This window comes from Chryseobacterium aquifrigidense, from assembly GCF_006716485.1.
Taxonomy (GTDB): Bacteria; Bacteroidota; Bacteroidia; order Flavobacteriales; family Weeksellaceae; genus Chryseobacterium; species Chryseobacterium vietnamense.
Map to the genome: position 1 here is coordinate 157882 of NZ_VFPD01000003.1, position 17626 is coordinate 175507.

Genomic DNA, 17626 nt, shown 5'->3' on the forward strand with positions numbered 1-17626 from the left:
GAAAAATTTAACTGTAATAAATCTTGTTACATTTAGAAAAAGTGTATCTTTGCCCTGTAATTACAATGAACAATACAAGATTTGCTACGGCAGTACATATTATGACATTATTGGCAAAAAGTCCTCAGGAGTGGCTTACTTCTGACTGGATGGCCGGTAGTATCAATGTGAATCCGGTGATTATCCGAAAGGAAATCAGCGTATTGAGAGAAGCAGGTCTGATTATCAGCAGACAGGGAAAAGAAGGAGGAAGTCAGCTTGCAAAAAATGCTGAAATGATCACTATTTCTGAGATCTATAAAGCAGTAAAAAATACAGAAGTATTAGGCAAAAAAAATCAGAATCCCAATCCGGCATGCAGTGTTGGAAAAGAGATCAACAATCATTTAAATACATTATTTGAAGAAACAGACCAATTGGTTGTAAACTTTTTAGGAGACAAGTCATTACAAAAATTCACAGACCAGTTCGAATAAAATTTTTTAATCTTAAATGTAACAAAATTTATTACAATTTAATTAAATAAAACATTATGAAAAAAGTAGCAGTAATCGGTGCAACAGGATTTGTAGGAGCACACGTAGTATCAGAATTAGCAGACAGAGGATATGCAGTGGAAGCATTGGTAAGAGATGCATCAAAAGTAAAAACACAGCAAAATGTAACCGCCAAAAGTGTTGATGTAAACAATGTAGATGAATTAGCTGAAGCATTGAAAGGGAGTGATGCTGTAATCAGTACATTCAACGCAGGATGGACGAATCCTAATCTTTACAACGATTTTTTAAACGGTTCTGAAAATATTGAAAAAGCTGTAGAACAGTCAGGTGTAAAAAGACTGATTGTAGTAGGTGGAGCAGGAAGTCTTTACACACCGGATAACGTACAGATCGTAGATACTCCTGATTTCCCGGAAGCTTACAAGCCGGGTGCAACAGCAGCAAGAGATTATTTAAACAAGATCAAAGAAAACAATACACTGGATTGGACATTCTTCAGCCCTGCTATCGAAATGAACCAGGCGAACGTAGGAGAAAGAACAGGAAAATACAGAACATCATTAGAAACTCCGGTATTTGATGAAAACGGAAGAAGCCGTCTTTCTGTAGAAGATGTAGCTGTTGCTTTGGTAGATGAATTGGAGCAGAATAACCACATCCGTGAACGTTTCACCGCAGCTTACTAATCGATAAAAGAACAGAAATGATACAAAAAAAATTATGGTCGTTATTAGCACTGTTGGGATTCATCAGCATATTTGCAGGAAATCTAAAAGTGAAAGTTTATAATCCGGGAACCAAAGCTATATTTCCTATCACTTCTACCATTATTTATGGAGATAAAGATGCCATACTTGTGGATGCACAGTTTCAGAAGCAATATGCAGAACAGCTGGTAAGAGAAATAAAAGCAACAGGAAAAAACCTGAAAACGGTTTTCATTTCTCACAGTGATCCTGATTTTTACTTTGGACTGGATGTGATTAAAAAAGCATTTCCGGATGCAAAGATTATTTCAACAGCACAGACCGCTTATCTGATATCAGCATCAAAAGATGATAAAATGGGAGTGTGGAAACCACAGTTGAAGGCAGATGCTCCATCGGAAATTATAATTCCTGAAGCAGTTACTTCAATTCCTGATCTTGAAGGAAACAAAATTGAAATTATTCAAAACCTGGAAGATCCGGCACACAGTTTTCTTTGGATTCCTTCCATCAAAACCATTGCAGGCGGGATTTCAGTTTCTGTTGGCTCACATCTCTGGATGGCAGATACGCAGAATATAAAAGCAATTGATCAATGGATAGGGCAGATTGATGCTATGAAGGCTCTGAAGCCTGAAAAGGTTATTCCTTCTCATTTTGCAGAATTGTCCACATCACCACAATCACTTGATTTTGTGAAAAGCTATCTGGAAAACTATAAACAGGCAGTTACTGAAAACAAAACTTCATCTGCTATTGTAGATTTCATGGTTAAAAAATATCCTGATCTACCAGGAAAAGGCGAACTGGAAATGGGAGTAAAGGTTTATCTTAAAGAAATGGACTGGGATCTGAAATCTCCTTATCCGGCAATAGGCCGTAAAGTGGAAGTGGATTTTGGAACTATAAAATTCCTTCTTGATTTTAAAGATAATAAAACAATGACGTTTACAGGAACCGCAGGAAGTTCAAAAAACAGTACAGACACCGTAGAATATACGGCTGTAGAAGTGGCGAAAAATGTTTTTATGGTTTACTGGCATGAGCCTCATCTTGGTTTCAATGTAACCCATATTCAGGATTATAATAAAAATATCATCTACTCAAATATTGCAGGTCCGGACGGTACATTTACCCACCCGAAAGGAACGCTTAAAATTTTAAAATAAAAAAACAGCTGCATTGGCAGCTGTTTTTTTTGTATCATAGTAGTTAACAATAAAATATCACCAGAGCTCATCAAATCAGCTTGCTGATTCCAACTTTGCCTCCCTAGAATCAAAAGAAAGCAAATTAAAAACTTGGCGTTAAAATAATATCTCGCAGATTTTTCATATGCTGCAGATCTATGATCATGAGAATTATATTCGTGATATTCGTGAAACTATTCGTGTTCTTCGTGTTTAAAAAAGGCCTTTAAATGAATACTCTATTTTTTAAAACCAAAAAACTGCCTCTCATGAGACAGTTTTCTTTTTATAGATTCATAAACAATTTCGGGTTAATCGGAGTATTGTTTTTGTGGACTTCATAATGAAGATGAGGTCCGGTAGAACGCCCGGAATTTCCGGATTTTGCAATGACCTGACCTACTTTTACTTTATCATTTACTTTTGCAACAAGCTGAGATAAATGTCCATATAAAGTAGCCAGCCCGTTTCCATGCGAAACAATTACACAGTTTCCATAGCCTCCTTTTTGTCCGGAAAAAATGATTGTCCCTGCAGCAGCAGCTCTTACATCGGAACCATAGGCAACCGCAATGTCCAGCCCTTTATGAAACTGCATTTGGTCAGCCTCAGCAGGTGGATTGTTTTTTTCCGCAACAGCAGTTTTGGCTGTAGTAGTTCCGGCAACAGTTTTAGTGGCAGAAGGAGTTGGGGCAGAAGCCACAGGAGTTGCTTTTGGAGTAACCATCACTTTTACTTCTCTTTTATTTCCATAGCTGTCTGTAAGTTCTATAATTTTCTCTACAGGTTCGGCTTTTACTTCAGGTTTTGCAGCTGCAGCTACCGTTGGTTTTGCCTCTGTTGCCGCACTTGATCTTACCGAAGCAAAAACAGTTTTGAATGGAATAGGATTTTTTCTTATCCCGAAATTAGATGAAATATATCCGTCAGTAGGCATTCCTAATGGTACCTGCATCAGTTTTTTCTGAAGATCCATCAGATATTGGCTATATCGGTTAGCCTGTTTGGAAAGATAAATAGAATTTGAAATACTGTCCTGGCTGAGCATCATGAGCTTTTCATTAGTGATGTCTTTGGACTTCAGGAAGGAGTTGAGTTGAGCAACAGTCTGATCTACAAGAGTAAGATCAGTTTTCATTTTTAAATAATCTACACTGTCTTTTTCAGTGTTTATTTTTACAAGGTTCACTTCGTAAGTTTTGTCATCTCTTTCAGAAAAGAGCTTCGCAATGAAGACACCTTGTGCAAAAACTACTAGTAAAAGTCCTCCCAGGAGAATGTTTACGTTCTTCTTGCTGTTTAGAAATTTTTTCATATTTCTTCTCTTAGTAAATTTAAAACGGTTTTGAAGCTGCAAATTTAAATAAAAATAAGTTTTGTGAGTTATTTTTATTTAAAATTCAGTTTTTTCTGTATTTAACGGTTAATTAGTTATTTAATTGTGTTGAAGTGTTAATTTTTTCAGAAAATGGCTTTTATCATAGTTTCAAAGCCCGCGATACGTCTTTGTTTTAATATCTTTGCAGTTCACATTCCAATTATGGCTAAAAAGAAAATTATTTCAGAATCTTCGAATCCAAAAAAGAATAAAAAGGATATTTCTGTAGGAGTTGTAGGAAGCGGAAGTTTTGCAACCGCTATTGTAAAAATGCTTGTTGAAAACTGCAAAATAGTACACTGGTGCGTAAGAAGTGAATTTGTAAAAGGAGCCATTGAACTTCGTGGACATAACCCTACTTATCTTACCGCTGCACATTTTAATCTGAAAAGTTTAAAACTGACAACAGATATTAACGAGCTGGTTGCTGCCTGTGATGTTATTGTTCTGGCAACACCGTCTATCTACCTGTCTGATACGTTGGATAAGATGACATGTGATTATTCGGATAAGATCTTTATTTCTGCAATTAAAGGGATTATTCCTAAAGTAAATGACGTAGTAGCGCATTATCTGCGTGATGAATTTAAAATCGGTTTCAGAAACCAGGCTGTTATTGCAGGGCCTTGTCATGCTGAAGAGGTGGCTATGGAAAGACTTTCTTATCTTACAATTGCTACAGTAGAAGATGAAACTGCTGAAAAGCTTGAAGGAATCTTCAGTTCAGACTTTATCAAAGTTCATACAAGCAAAGATATTTTAGGAAATGAATACAGTGCTATTCTTAAAAATATTTTTGCAATCGGAGCGGGAATTGCAAGCGGATTAGGCTATGGAGATAACTTTACAGCAGTCTTTGTTTCCAATGCGATCCGTGAAATGGAAACCTTCCTGGAAGCAATTTACGAAGCACCAAGAGATGTAAACGAAAGCGCCTATCTGGGAGACCTTCTAGTAACAGCATATTCGCTTTTCTCAAGAAACAGAAACCTTGGAAACCTGATCGGAAAAGGATATACGGTAAAATCTGCCATTCAGTCTATGAATATGGTGGCAGAAGGATATTATGCTGCAGATTCCATTTATAAAACAGCGAAACAAAAAAATCTTAAACTCCCGATTATTGATACAGTATATGCCATTTTGTATGAAGGTAAAAATGCTGAAAAACAGTTTAAAAAACTGACCGCAAAATTGAATTAAAAAAACAGGACTTGGGAAAGTCCTGCTAAACATAAATAATGAAACTTAAGCACAGAAAGTGCTTAAGTTTTTTTATAGGCTCATCTTAGTAATGACAAGTGATAATGATGATCTGACATTAAGATTGCTGGCAGTAAAGCCATTTCCTGTATCAAATTCAAATTTCTGACGGATCGTTGTTGGGGCAGCCAGTGTTAAAAAATAACTTCCCTGGTAGAATGTAAAAGAACTTGACAGCTGGCACATTCTGTTGGTTTCCGTAATGGTTGCACTCGTAGCAGAATTAATCAGATAAGAACGGGTACAGGTAAAATTTTGAGAAAGATACTGGGTGTTAGCCGTTCCGTTGTTATTATTTGCATTGCTGGAATCCACAGAATATCTTACAATATAAGTTCCGGCAGGCAGTGTAATAGTGGAATTATCTGTACCCAGTGATGCCCCTGCAATTTTATTGGAAGTTACTGCAAAGTTTCCTAATGTATTATTTGTGCTTCCGGTAGGAATAAGGACTCCCGGACTGATAAGCAGAGACATTATCTGAGGTTCTGAACCGGAAACTATAATACGCTGCCATTGATTTCTTACCCAAACATAATATCCTTTCGGATATGTTGAGGCTCCTCCGTTATTGTAGATCATAAGCCCGTCTGTGGGATTCGCAACAGGCGTTGAAGTACTGTTCAGAACAAGCAGATCATATTGCGGAAAAAGCACTCCTTTATTGGATGAGTTAATGTCCAGAACACTGCTCGCATTGGGCGAGTTTGTATTAATACCAACTTGTGCATTTAAAAAAATGCTTAACAGTATCATACAGATTATGTAAATAGATGTTTTCATTGTGCAATTGATTATTGATTAAGCGCTGATCTTTGAATATCAACTTTAGCGTTCGTGATGATGATTTCTCCGTTATTAGGAGCTGTTCCCCCGGATCCGTTCTGATAAGTTCCTCCTGCATCATGAGCAATGGCAGGAACTAAAAGAATAGGTGCTGCTGAAGTAGTCACAAAAGAGAAACTCATATTCAGCGTATGGGTCTTATTACCGGCAATTGATTGTGCGTTAATACTTATTGTTTTACCATATTGATTTCCGCTGGACGGATCAATGAGCTTTACAAGATACTGATGGAGATGAACAGAAGTTCCTCCGATCCCTGCTGTAGTGCTTTCAAGAGCTGTTCTGATGTTCAGGCATACATTCACCAGATAACCGCTGTTTCCGGGAAGTGTGATAATTCCCGTGGAAGTATTGTATAATGCTCCGATATCATTGGATACAACAGTAAAGGCAGCATCATTAAAATTTTTGTATGTACCGTTGGCGAGACCTCCAAGTATCGCATAATCAGAGGAGCGTTGAAGCATCATATAACTTACCAGGTTATACGTATCAGACAACTGAGTCCATCTGTTATTTTTCCAGATATAAAGACCGGGACTGATGGAGTTTCCTTTATTGTACACCACCAGTCCTTCTGCCGGATTATTTACCGGAGAGCTATTACTCAATACATCTACAATATCCACTCTTGGAAGAAGTACTCCTTTATTGGTAATCTGTGAAACATCCAGAACAGCTGAGCTGTTGACTGAAGTTTTCCCAATAGCAACCTGTGCATATATGGTCTGGGCTATAATCAATAATAGCAGGATATAACTTTTTTTCATATGTTGATTGTTTTTTTATAACTGAGATATTTTAATATAAGAACCGGTAGGAATTACATTCACAAGATCGTAGAATGTACTGTTTTGCATTCTTCCCAGACTCAACCGTAATGCGCCAATAATATTGGCATTGGCATTTGCAGGTACTGTATAGTAGAAAGACCAGGTCGCGAGGTGATTGGTACTTACTTTTGAAACAATAGGAACCTCTTTTCTGCTGACGCCTCCTCCGGTAAAGGTGTTGGATGAATTATTATAGGTGTCGCTGTAGAAATCTATAAAATATCCCATCAGATAATAAGTACTCCCTGTGAGTGGAGCAGTACCGTTCACTCCGGCTGGATTTTCCTGGGGGGAATTTAAATTCAGATTCACTTCCACCAGATAGCTTCCCTGTGGAAGAATAAGGGAATATCCTCCTAAAGTGCTGGGGAGAACTTTAAATCCGCTGATGTTTGATACCCCTGAAACCGCAGGATTATTTACCATAAGCTGAGTGCTGGCACCCGCTATCGCATTGTCAAGAGCAGATAGCGATCCGGTAAAATCGAGATAGGCAACTTTAGGAGTGTTTTGTGCATCAATTGTGCTTTGCCATGAATTGGTTGTACTGTTAAAAAAATGAAGAGCTCTGTTGTTACCATTTGTTCCTCCGTTGAAACCAATAAGTCCATTGGCGGGAGAGGTAACAGGGCTCGTTGTACTGGTAAGGCTGGCAATATTCAGGTTGGGAAATAATACTCCTTTATTACCTCCGGAAACGGTTACCGTAGGAGCTGTCGTATAGCCGCTACCTCCGTTGTTAATCGTTATCCCTGTAAGCTGACCATTGGAAATTACTGCTGTAGCACGCGCTTTTGAACCTCCGTTAACGACAGATCCTCCTCCATAAAAATTAATTGTTGGTGTGGAAGTATAACCACTACCTCCGTTGCTGATGGTAACCCCGGTAACAGCTCCTCCCGAAATGGCGGCAGTAGCTGTGGCAGGTGTTCCACTGAAGTTCTCAATGTGCAGAATTGCACTGGGGTCCGGTGTGGACGTGTTGATTCCTACACTTCCGCTTTGGGCAAATGCCACTGTCGCGAATAGTGTACTCACGAAATTAATAATTTTCATCTGTAGTATGTTTATGAAATAATTTTAATTAAATACTTGTGGAATAGGTATTAAATCAATTGAAAGGTACATAAAAAAAACAGTTATTCAATGTGGTATGCATAGAATTAAATCTATAAAATTGTATATTTATCAATAAAAAGTGATATTTTATATTGTAAGTGTAATTGTTTATCACTTATTGTTGATAAAGTGTAATGGCATAAATACTTATGGTTGCTGTATTTAATCCGATGAACTTAAGTAAACTTAAATTTTTATAAAATTTTGCCCTTGTCAATTAATTAATTAGTTACCATTCAGTGAATTAAAAAAATAAAAAATTAACATTTTTATAAACAACTGTTTTACATTATCAATCATTTCAATGGTGTTCTATTGAAATTTTCCATGGTTTTTTGTTGTGTACTCAATAAGTGTTTTGAACGAAAAAATAACGTGTTAAAATCGTTCCGGTTTTTAAAACTTTTCACGAAATTTGAAGTAAAATTTTAAAATTATGTCACAATCGCTTACAAGCAGAACACCGAAACCTAAATACGACGTTGTACTGATAGGCGGCGGAATCATGAGCGCCACTTTAGCAACGCTGCTTCATGAATTTGATCCAAATCTTGAAATCGCTATCTTCGAAAGACTCGGAAGATTTGCCAAAGAAAGTACAGCTGCATGGAATAATGCCGGAACAGGACATTCCGCTTTTTGTGAGCTAAATTATACCCCTGAAAAACCAGACGGATCTGTTGATATTACCAAAGCTGAAAGTATTGCAGAACAGTTTGAAATTTCAAAACAATTCTGGTCTTATCTGATTACCAAAGGATATATTCATGAACCCAAAGAATTTATCAATTCCTGTGCACATATGAGCCTGGTATTTGGAGAAAAAGATGCTGAATATCTTAGAAAACGTCATGATAAAATGGCAGAATCTGTCCTTTTTTCAGGAATGGAATTTTCTACAGATCACGAGAAACTGAAAGAATGGATTCCTCTGGTGATGAGCAAAAGAAATCAATCTGAAGTAATGGCTGCAACAAAGATGGATATGGGAACAGATGTGAACTTCGGAACCCTGACAAGAAAAATGGGAAGACACCTTCTGGAAGATTCCAATGTTGAGGTTTTCTTATACCATGAAGTGAAAGATATCAGCCCGAGAGAAAACGGTACATGGGAAATGAAAGTGAAAGACAGAATTCACAGTCATAAACAGGAAGTGGTGGCAGATTTTGTATTTATCGGTGCAGGAGGATATGCGCTTCCTTTACTGGATAGTTCAGATATTAAAGAAAGTGAAGGATATGGTGGTTTCCCGGTCTCTGGCCAGTGGCTGGTAAGTCACAATCAGGAGCTGGTAGAAAAGCACCATGCTAAAGTATACACGCAGGCTACGGTAGATGCCCCGCCAATGTCTGTTCCGCATCTGGATCTTAGAATCATTGATGGGAAGAAAGCACTTCTTTTCGGACCTTTTGCAGGATTTTCAACTAAATTCCTGAGAGAGGGAAGCTATCTTGACCTTCCTGAAAGCGTAAATACCAAAAATTTAAAATCACTTTTCGGAGCATGGTGGCATAATATTCCACTAACAAAATATCTGATCCAGCAGGTTGCCATGACTAAGTCGCAGAGAATGCAGCATTTGAGAGAATTTATCAAGGATGCTAAAGAAGAAGACTGGGAATTGAAAGTAGCCGGACAGAGAGTTCAGATTATCAAAAAAGATGAAAAAGAAGGGGGTAAGCTGGAATTCGGAACTGAGGTGGTAGTGAACAAGAGCGGAACAATTGCTTCTCTATTGGGAGCTTCACCGGGTGCCTCCACTGCAGTTTATGCCATGCTGAATGTGCTGGAAAAATGTTTCCCGGAAAAACTACATGGAGAATGGAAAGGAAAGTTACTTGAAATGATCCCTTCTTACGGACAAAAACTGGCCGAAAACCCAGAACTGACCCATGAAGTAAGAAATTACACCAAAGAAAAACTAGAATTAGAATATTAACATCAATAATGAACAATGAGTAATAGCCTTTATTACTCATTGCTCATTCCTCATTATTTATAAAAAGGTGGAAGAAGTAATTGTAAAACCAGTCATTGCAAAGGAAATCCTGGAATCTCTTCAGGCAAAAACAGAAGAGGAGAGGCAGGTTATTGTACATTGCTGTTTTCCCGCATCACCGTTTCTGGGAAACCTGATCAGGATCTGGCATTCAACCTATCTTTTTGACAACCAGTCTGAGCATAGAAGCAAAATGATTCATGCGGAAAATATTTCAATTTCACCATACTGGACACCGGTTCCCTTTATGAAAGACTTTTGGTTTACCCTGATCTTTTCCGGGCTTCCGAAAGATTGTAAAAGTTTTGATCTGAAAGAAGTAATTCCTGAGGAAGGAGGCTTTTTTGTAGAATCAATCAAGAGAAATTCTTCCGACGTGTACCGCGTGAAAATATCAGAATCTTATTAATATGAAAGTAAGGGAAGAAAAGCTGAAACAGATTATTCACTGGGCTGAAAACAATCCTGATATTCGTGCTGTTCTTCTTACCAGCTCATTGGTAAATCCTTATGCACCCGTAGATGATTTTAGTGATCTTGATGTAGAACTTGTTTTTGATAACAGATTATTCTATGAATCAGAAAATGAATGGATCAGACTCTTTGGTGAGCCTATTTCCATGATTGAAGAAGATGAGAGTGTTTTTGACGGAAAACATGCCATGAAAATGGTTTTGTATAAAGACCATGTGAAGGTTGACTTTAAGCTGTATCAGGTAACGGAATTTATTGAAGAAATTAAAGAAGAAAACCTTCCTGAAGACTGGGATGTAGGATACCAGGTTTTAATAGATAAAGATAATTTGACTGAAAAGCTGAAAGAACCAACGTATCAGTCAGTCATGATTCAGAAACCATCTGAAAAGGAATTTAAGCAGCTGATGAATGACTTCTGGTGGGATACAACCTATGTTGCAAAATGCCTCAAGCGCGGAGATATTTTTTATGCCAAATTTATGTCTGAAAATATTCTTCGTACAGATTATCTCGTTCCTTTGATTGAATGGTATATTGCCGGAAATCATAACTGGAATACGATCACAACCAATAAACACGGAAGACTTTTCAAAAAATACCTGTCCGCTGATTTGTGGAGCAAGGTGGAAAAAACTTTCTCCGGAAGCGATATTGAAGAAAACTGGAAAGCTTTATTGGAATGTGCCGACCTGGTACATGAACTGGGGACTTCATTGGCAGAAAAACTTCATTTTATCTATCCTGCAAAACTGGAAAAAGATATCAGGAACTATCTTGAGGAAGTGAAGGCAATGCCTTAATTTCAGGCAAACTCATTCTTTCTGATAAGATTTTCTATACAGTATTCTGCAATGGCTGTAATGGTAATAAAGGGATTAACACCAATGGTTCCCGGAATTAACGAGCCATCCAAAACATACAGGTTCTCGTGATCTTTCAGCTTTCCATATTCGTTGGTAGCTTCATTAAGGACACATCCACCAAGCGGATGATAACAGATATCTGCTCCAAAACCATTGTCGAAAAGAAGATGGCTTCTGGTACCCCCATTAGCTTTATTCATTTTCCGGATAAAATATTGGGCATTTTCTCTCATTTTGAGAGTATTACTTTCATTCCAGTTTAATGTCAGAGATTGGCTGGTTTTATTGTAAAAAACATCTCCTTTTTTATCAACCCTGTTAATCAGCAGATACAAAGCAGTAGCAACATCCATTCCCATTGGAAGAGGAGCAATTTCTGTGAAAAACGGATGTTCAGGATTATCCCAGTTATCAATTCCTCCTACCGGAATAGTGGATTGCTTAGCTCCGGTACCGCCGGACAAAGGCTTAACCCAGTTTCTCCCAGTCATAAAATTTCCGTTATTTCCCCAGTTTTTGCCAATCTTTTCATGGATAGGAAACCCGTTTTCTGCATTGGATTGTAACAGCAGCTGTAAAGTGCCCATTGTTCCTGCAGAAAGAATAAGTTTTTTGCAGGTGAAAACTTTGTCCGCAATCAGAGCTCCCGAAGTATCGGTCTGCTGCACATTTAATGTATAACTTTTGTCATCATTCAGTTGAATGGTCTGAACACGGTGAAGATCAAGAATTTCCAGATTTCCGGTTTCCATTGCTTTTCTGAGATAGGTTTTATCTAAACTGTTTTTCCCATGATTATTTCCATAAATCACTTCAGTATTGAGCGCAGAACGGGGAACTTCATTCCGGAATTCTTTTTCCATGTATTTAAAATCATACACATTCGGAACCCGGATGGTTTTAAACCCGGCTTTATGAGCTTCTTCTTCACCTACCCGCGTAAATTTATAATAAGGACAGTCTTTCAGAAACTGTTCATTAATCACGTTTACTTTAAGCTCTTCCCGAACCAGAGGAAAGTAATGGCTATAAAATTTTTCAGCATCAAGATCAGGGAAAACCTCTTTGAAATAGCTCTCCTTAGGAGTAACAGCCATTCCGCCATTCACCAGAGAACCTCCGCCTACCCCTCGTCCTACCCAGATTTTAATATGATCAAAATCCAGACGGTCCAGTGTTCCGGTAAAAGGAGTCAGAGAAAAAATATTCATAAAAGGAGCAATGCTTTTGGTTTTCAGCCATGCAGAACTTTTACCGGGCTTCAGCAGATTGGAAAACGGAATTCCTGCTTTTTCCCAGTTAAGACCCATCTCCAGCAGTACCACTTTTTTTCCGGCTTCACAAAGGCGGAGGGCAGATACCGCACCTCCATATCCACTGCCAATAATAACAATCGGAACATCACGATAGTCCTTTATCTTATTGTTTCTTCTTTCCGCAGCATGAAATAACTCAGATTGAAGAAAGTAAAATCCTGATATTGCCAAAACACCGGTCTTAATGAAGCTTTTTCTGTCCATGAGCTTTGTTTTTCAAAAAGTATGCTAGATATGCAGGTGCTTATTTTATTTATTACAGATTATATTTTTTTATTACAATTTTAACTTTTATTGTTTCGGAAATTCATAGTTTTACTTATAATTTTAAATTCATGAAAAAATATATAATACTCTTTCTGCTTCTTCCACTATGGTTTTTTTCTCAGAAAAAGATGTCAAAGGAAGAGAAAGAGGTCCAGAAATTTCAGAAAGAACTGAATGCGGAATATCTTAATCCAAAAGAGACTCCGTTAAGAGGTGATAATTTAAAAAATTTTAAGGGGCATCCTTTCTTTCCTTTTAATGCTAAGTACAGGATTACGGCAGAATTTGTTAAGTCGAAGGATACGCAGCCTTTTGAACTTCCCACATCTTCAGGCAAAACAAAAATGTATCAGGAATATGGAAAAGCAACCTTTACATTGGATGGAAAACCTTATACTGTAACGTTATATCAGAGTCTGGATTTAATTAAACAGGAAAAATACAAAAACTATCTTTTCCTTCCGTTCCGTGATGCCACCAATGAAAAAGAAACCTATGGAGGAGGAAAATACATGGATCTTACCATCCCGAAAGGAAATACCATTGTGCTTGATTTCAATCAATCCTATCATCCTTTCTGTGCTTACAACGCTTATGATTACAATTGCCCTATTGTTCCGGAGGAAAATAAACTTCCCGTGGAAATCCGTGCAGGAGTAATGTATGAAGATATCTACCATCACTGATACTTATGATACATTTAGCATTCTTTAAACCAGAAGATCGTTCCGGAGTCAGCTATGCTTTGGATGAAAATCAGATGAGATTTACAGCGACTGCTCAGCAGGCTTTACAAAGTATCAGTGAACGGGATGATAACGATGCATTTCCCGTAACTATATTTTACAACGATCAGCCTGCTGGTTTTTTTGTACTTGATTTTGGGAAAGATAAACTCGAACTTACAGATAATGAAAACTCAGTTTTATTACGTTCTTTATCTGTGAATCCGCAAATGCAGGGCAAAGGAATTGGAAAAGCTGCAATGCTGGAAGTGGGAGATTTTGTCAGAAACCACTTCAATAGCTGTGATGAAATTGTCCTCGCTGTAAACCAGAAAAATGACTCTGCTTACCATATTTACCTTCAGGCAGGATACATTTACGATGGTAAAACGAGGATCGGAAGAAGCGGCCCTCAATACCTGATGCACAAAAAACTTTAATAAAATTTTAAAATCATAATTTTTTATCTGCTGGAATCTTTCCATAACTTTGAGTAACATCAAATTACAAAACATGGAAATATCACTTCAGAATCAGGTGGCTATAGTCACAGGAGCTTCCAGTGGAATCGGTTCGGGAATTGCGAAATCATTGGCTGCAGCTGGAGCAACAGTCATCGTCAACCATTCTTCAGAAAGATCTACGGAAGAAGCTAAAGCTGTATTAAAAGAAATAACGGATGCCGGAGGTAAGGGAATGACCTATCAATGTGATGTTTCCAAAGAAGATCAGGTAGTCAGGATGTTTCAGGATGTCATTGCTGAATATCAGACTGTAGATATTCTGATCAATAATGCAGGCATTCAAAAGGATGCAAAATTCACTGAAATGACATTGGATCAATGGAATGCTGTCATCGGAGTCAACCTGACGGGACAATTTCTATGCGCCAGAGAAGCTATTAAAGAATTTCTGAGAAGAGGAATAGACCCTTCAAGGTCCGCAGCATGTGGAAAAATCATTCATATCAGTTCGGTACACGAAATTATTCCGTGGGCGGGACATGCGAATTATGCTTCCAGTAAAGGGGCCATCAGAATGCTGATGCAAACCCTTGCTCAGGAATATGGGGCCAACAAGATCCGTGTCAATTCCATTTGTCCGGGGGCTATTCAAACCCCTATTAATAAGAATGCGTGGGATACTCCGGAAGCCCTTAATTCTCTTCTGAACCTTATTCCTTATAACAGAATCGGACAACCGCAGGATATCGGAAACCTAGCCGCGTTCCTTGCCAGTGACCTTGCAGATTATATCACCGGAACCAGCATCTTTGTGGATGGTGGAATGACTACGTTTGAGAGTTTTTCTACCGGAGGGTAGAGAAATTCGAAGTTCAACGTTTAATGTTCAAGGTTTAATGTTCAAAATTTAGTTTAAAGTTTTGAGGTTGTTCTCAGAGATTGAAACGAAATTAAATATTGCTCATTACTCATTACTCATAATTATCGCTTATGTCAGAACAGCAGAGAATTTCAGATATTTCATGGAAAAAATGGGGTCCCTATGTCAGTAACCGTGAGTGGGGGCTTGTTCGTGAAGATTACAGTGAAAACGGAGATGCCTGGAATTATACCAGTCATGATACCGCAGAAGCCAAAACATACCGTTGGGGTGAAGAAGGAATATGTGGAATCTGTGATGATCTCCAGAAGCTTGTATTTTCTGTAGGGTTCTGGAATAAGAAAGATAAAATGGTCAAAGAAAGATTCTTTGGGCTCACCAATGGACAGGGAAATCATGGTGAAGATGTGAAAGAATATTTTTACTATCTGGATTCCACACCTACCCATTCTTACATGAAGATGTTGTATAAATATCCTCAAAATGCTTTTCCTTATGAACAGCTTGTTAAAATAAATGCGGAAAGGGGAAAGGAGGAAGCTGAATATGAGTTGATAGATACAGGTATTTTTGATCACAATGAATACTTTGACATCTTTATTGAATATGCGAAAGAAAGTCAGCATGATATTCTTGTAAGACTAACAATAGTCAATAAATCTGAAAACGAAGCGTCTCTTGTCATTCTTCCGACTGTTTGGTTCAGGAATACCTGGAATTGGGGGTATGATGATTATAAACCGCAATTATCTGCGGAAGATGCAGATCATATTAAAGTCGGTCATCAGGATATTGAGATTAAAAATGTCTATGCAAAGCAATCTTTGAAGACATTATTTTGTAATAATGAGACCAATAATGGAAGGCTTTATCAATCTTCCAATGAGTCAAAATACAGTAAAGACGGGATCAATAATTTTGTGATGACTGGAAATTCCCAGTCTGTGAATCCACAAAATGCAGGTACGAAAGCTTCTTTTTTTATTGATGAGGATTTTAAAGCAGGGGAATCAAAAATATTTGAATTCAGACTTTCAGATAAAGATATAAGAGAACCTTTTAAAGATTTCGAAATTCTTTTTGAACAAAGACAGAAAGAGGCAGATGAGTTTTATGCAGAAATTCAGAAGGGAATTTCTTTGGAAGATGAAAGACTGGTTCAAAGACAGGCTTTTGCCGGAATGCTTTGGAATAAAATGTTTTACCATTACAATGTAGAAAAATGGCTGAAAGGTGATCCTTCCGGAATGCCGCCGCCAAAGTCCCGGGAAACAATAAGAAACTACGACTGGAAGCATCTGAATAATGAGCATATCATTTCAATGCCTGATAAATGGGAATATCCATGGTATGCAACATGGGATCTGGCATTTCATACCATTAGTTTCTCCCTGATAGATCCGGATTTTGCAAAACACCAGTTAAAGCTTTTCCTCTTTGAATGGTATATGCATCCCAACGGACAGTTGCCTGCCTACGAATGGAACCTGAGTGATGTAAATCCACCTGTACATGCCTGGGCGGTTTTCAGGGTATTTAAAATTGATGAATATTTAAAAGATAAACCAGACCTGGAATTTCTGGAAAGTGCTTTCCAGAAACTATTGATGAATTTTACCTGGTGGGTTAATAAAAAAGATCTTAATGGTAACAATATCTTTGAAGGCGGATTCCTGGGGCTTGATAATATTGGTGTGTTTGACCGGAATTCTGTTTTGCCCAACGGAGAACAGTTGGAGCAGTCTGATGGAACAAGCTGGATGGCCATGTTTGCTCTGAATATGATGAGAATTGCCCTGGAACTGGCTCTATACAATAAAGTGTATGAAGAAATGGCAATGAAGTTCTTTGAACATTTCCTGTCGATTGCCCATTCACTGGATAATATGGGTGATGAGAAATTCAGTCTTTGGGATGAGCAGGATGAATTTTTCTATGATGCCATTACCTCCAGTGACGGAACTCATATGTATCTGAAGCTAAGGACGATTGTTGGTTTAATTCCAATGTTTGCCGTTGAGGTTATCGATGATGAAATGATTGAAAACCTTCCTGATTTCAAGAAAAGAATGAAATGGGTACTGGATAATAAACCTGAACTGGCTTCTCTGGTTTCAAGATGGGAAGTGAAAGGACAGGATTCCAAACACCTTTTATCTTTGCTTCGGGGACATCGTTTGAAAAGACTGTTAAACCGGATGTTGAATCCTGAGGAATTTCTCAGTGATTACGGAGTAAGAGCTTTATCCAAAGAATATGAAAGCAATCCTTACACTTTAACGTTGAATGATACGAATTACAGCGTAAAATATACACCTGCCGAAAGTGATAGCGGCCTTTTCGGAGGAAACAGCAACTGGCGCGGTCCCGTGTGGTTTCCTATTAACTTCCTTATTATTGACAGTCTTCAGCGTTTTTTCTTCTATTATAGCCCGGATTTTTTAGTGGAATATCCTACGGGAAGTGGTAATTATTCAAACCTTGATCAGATTGCAGATGCCTTAAACAAGAGACTTGCGAAGATATTTTTAAAAGATGAAAACGGAAAACGACCGGTTCATGGGCAGTATGAAAGATTTCAGACCGATCCGGATTTTAAAGATTATATCCTGTTCTATGAGTATTTTCACGGAGACAACGGCCGTGGAGTAGGAGCTTCTCATCAGACCGGCTGGACGGGACTTATTGCTAAGATTCTTCAGCCAAGATTTTCCAAAAAAGAAATGGCAGAGTCCGAAACTGAAATGCCGGAGAACGTTGGAAAAAACAATAAGGAAACGAAAAAGTAATCTGCTT

General features: G+C 38.0%; 16 protein-coding genes. 11 read left to right on the forward strand and 5 right to left on the reverse strand.

Annotated features, from left to right (window positions below; translation table 11 throughout):
* Positions 1 to 23 precede the first annotated feature (23 nt).
* From FB551_RS19375 to FB551_RS19385, 3 genes are read left to right on the forward strand one after another with little or no spacing between them, the layout of a single operon-like run.
* Positions 24 to 476 carry an Rrf2 family transcriptional regulator gene (locus FB551_RS19375; protein ID WP_226798739.1) on the forward strand — a complete coding sequence of 151 codons (453 nt, stop codon included), beginning with the start codon at positions 24 to 26 and terminating at the stop codon, positions 474 to 476.
* Positions 477 to 532: 56 nt separating this feature from the next.
* On the forward strand, positions 533 to 1186 hold the full coding sequence (locus tag FB551_RS19380; protein WP_142018612.1) for an NAD(P)-dependent oxidoreductase: 654 nt from the start codon (positions 533 to 535) through the stop codon (positions 1184 to 1186).
* Between the two features lie 17 nt (positions 1187 to 1203).
* The gene (locus FB551_RS19385) at positions 1204 to 2376 is read left to right on the forward strand and encodes an MBL fold metallo-hydrolase (RefSeq protein ID WP_142018613.1); all 1173 of its coding nucleotides are present in this window, start codon (positions 1204 to 1206) and stop codon (positions 2374 to 2376) included.
* 307 nt (positions 2377 to 2683) lie between these two features.
* On the opposite strand, the gene FB551_RS19390 is transcribed toward FB551_RS19385, so the two are convergent.
* On the reverse strand, positions 2684 to 3712 hold the full coding sequence (locus FB551_RS19390) for a M23 family metallopeptidase (RefSeq protein ID WP_142018614.1): 1029 nt from the start codon (positions 3710 to 3712) through the stop codon (positions 2684 to 2686).
* 225 nt (positions 3713 to 3937) lie between these two features.
* On the opposite strand from FB551_RS19390, the gene FB551_RS19395 reads away from it, so the two are divergent.
* On the forward strand, positions 3938 to 4978 hold the full coding sequence (locus tag FB551_RS19395; protein ID WP_052186838.1) for an NAD(P)H-dependent glycerol-3-phosphate dehydrogenase: 1041 nt from the start codon (positions 3938 to 3940) through the stop codon (positions 4976 to 4978).
* Positions 4979 to 5050: 72 nt separating this feature from the next.
* Here FB551_RS19395 and FB551_RS19400 read toward each other — a convergent pair whose 3' ends face one another.
* The 3 genes from FB551_RS19400 to FB551_RS19410 are packed head-to-tail and all read right to left on the reverse strand — an operon-like array spanning position 5051 to position 7773.
* Positions 5051 to 5794 carry a hypothetical protein gene (locus FB551_RS19400; protein WP_142018615.1) on the reverse strand — a complete coding sequence of 248 codons (744 nt, stop codon included), beginning with the start codon at positions 5792 to 5794 and terminating at the stop codon, positions 5051 to 5053.
* A gap of 38 nt (positions 5795 to 5832) precedes the next feature.
* Positions 5833 to 6654, reverse strand: coding sequence for a hypothetical protein (locus tag FB551_RS19405; protein WP_142018616.1), 822 nt, complete (start codon positions 6652 to 6654; stop codon positions 5833 to 5835).
* 15 nt (positions 6655 to 6669) lie between these two features.
* The gene (locus tag FB551_RS19410) at positions 6670 to 7773 is read right to left on the reverse strand and encodes a hypothetical protein (RefSeq protein ID WP_142018617.1); all 1104 of its coding nucleotides are present in this window, start codon (positions 7771 to 7773) and stop codon (positions 6670 to 6672) included.
* Positions 7774 to 8272: 499 nt separating this feature from the next.
* Between FB551_RS19410 and mqo the strand changes: the two genes are divergently transcribed.
* From mqo to FB551_RS19425, 3 genes are all read left to right on the forward strand, one after another.
* Complete coding sequence (gene mqo, locus FB551_RS19415; protein ID WP_047428214.1) at positions 8273 to 9778, forward strand: malate dehydrogenase (quinone); 1506 nt, start codon at positions 8273 to 8275, stop codon at positions 9776 to 9778.
* Between the two features lie 67 nt (positions 9779 to 9845).
* Positions 9846 to 10247 carry a hypothetical protein gene (locus tag FB551_RS19420; protein WP_034693615.1) on the forward strand — a complete coding sequence of 134 codons (402 nt, stop codon included), beginning with the start codon at positions 9846 to 9848 and terminating at the stop codon, positions 10245 to 10247.
* Position 10248: 1 nt separating this feature from the next.
* Positions 10249 to 11115: an AadS family aminoglycoside 6-adenylyltransferase gene (locus FB551_RS19425; RefSeq protein ID WP_142018618.1), complete on the forward strand. Its 867-nt coding sequence runs from the start codon at positions 10249 to 10251 to the stop codon at positions 11113 to 11115.
* A 2-nt stretch (positions 11116 to 11117) separates the two neighbouring features.
* On the opposite strand, the gene FB551_RS19430 is transcribed toward FB551_RS19425, so the two are convergent.
* Positions 11118 to 12698 (reverse strand): GMC family oxidoreductase N-terminal domain-containing protein, encoded by a 1581-nt coding sequence (locus FB551_RS19430; RefSeq protein WP_142018619.1) that lies wholly within the window; start codon positions 12696 to 12698, stop codon positions 11118 to 11120.
* Between the two features lie 131 nt (positions 12699 to 12829).
* Here FB551_RS19430 and FB551_RS19435 point away from each other — a divergent pair, with 131 nt between their 5' ends.
* The 4 genes from FB551_RS19435 to FB551_RS19450 all read left to right on the forward strand — a co-directional run bounded on the left by FB551_RS19435 (position 12830) and on the right by FB551_RS19450 (position 17619).
* Positions 12830 to 13447, forward strand: coding sequence for a DUF1684 domain-containing protein (locus tag FB551_RS19435; RefSeq protein WP_142018620.1), 618 nt, complete (start codon positions 12830 to 12832; stop codon positions 13445 to 13447).
* Between the two features lie 5 nt (positions 13448 to 13452).
* On the forward strand, positions 13453 to 13926 hold the full coding sequence (locus FB551_RS19440; protein ID WP_142018621.1) for a GNAT family N-acetyltransferase: 474 nt from the start codon (positions 13453 to 13455) through the stop codon (positions 13924 to 13926).
* Between the two features lie 73 nt (positions 13927 to 13999).
* Entirely contained in the window at positions 14000 to 14809 is an 810-nt protein-coding gene (locus tag FB551_RS19445) for a glucose 1-dehydrogenase (RefSeq protein ID WP_047428206.1), read from the forward strand.
* Positions 14810 to 14940: 131 nt separating this feature from the next.
* Complete coding sequence (locus FB551_RS19450) at positions 14941 to 17619, forward strand: MGH1-like glycoside hydrolase domain-containing protein (protein ID WP_142018622.1); 2679 nt, start codon at positions 14941 to 14943, stop codon at positions 17617 to 17619.
* The last annotated feature ends 7 nt before the right edge of the window (positions 17620 to 17626 follow it).

Coding starts and splice junctions, on each gene's coding strand:
- FB551_RS19425 (WP_142018618.1), top strand. CDS start 10,249: ATGAAAGTAAGGGAAGAAAAGCTGAAACAGATTATTCACTGGGCTGAA.
- mqo (WP_047428214.1), top strand. CDS start 8,273: ATGTCACAATCGCTTACAAGCAGAACACCGAAACCTAAATACGACGTT.
- FB551_RS19405 (WP_142018616.1), bottom strand. CDS start 6,654: ATGAAAAAAAGTTATATCCTGCTATTATTGATTATAGCCCAGACCATA.
- FB551_RS19430 (WP_142018619.1), bottom strand. CDS start 12,698: ATGGACAGAAAAAGCTTCATTAAGACCGGTGTTTTGGCAATATCAGGA.
- FB551_RS19395 (WP_052186838.1), top strand. CDS start 3,938: ATGGCTAAAAAGAAAATTATTTCAGAATCTTCGAATCCAAAAAAGAAT.
- FB551_RS19410 (WP_142018617.1), bottom strand. CDS start 7,773: ATGAAAATTATTAATTTCGTGAGTACACTATTCGCGACAGTGGCATTT.
- FB551_RS19400 (WP_142018615.1), bottom strand. CDS start 5,794: ATGATACTGTTAAGCATTTTTTTAAATGCACAAGTTGGTATTAATACA.
- FB551_RS19450 (WP_142018622.1), top strand. CDS start 14,941: ATGTCAGAACAGCAGAGAATTTCAGATATTTCATGGAAAAAATGGGGT.
- FB551_RS19440 (WP_142018621.1), top strand. CDS start 13,453: ATGATACATTTAGCATTCTTTAAACCAGAAGATCGTTCCGGAGTCAGC.
- FB551_RS19435 (WP_142018620.1), top strand. CDS start 12,830: ATGAAAAAATATATAATACTCTTTCTGCTTCTTCCACTATGGTTTTTT.
- FB551_RS19445 (WP_047428206.1), top strand. CDS start 14,000: ATGGAAATATCACTTCAGAATCAGGTGGCTATAGTCACAGGAGCTTCC.
- FB551_RS19380 (WP_142018612.1), top strand. CDS start 533: ATGAAAAAAGTAGCAGTAATCGGTGCAACAGGATTTGTAGGAGCACAC.
- FB551_RS19385 (WP_142018613.1), top strand. CDS start 1,204: ATGATACAAAAAAAATTATGGTCGTTATTAGCACTGTTGGGATTCATC.
- FB551_RS19390 (WP_142018614.1), bottom strand. CDS start 3,712: ATGAAAAAATTTCTAAACAGCAAGAAGAACGTAAACATTCTCCTGGGA.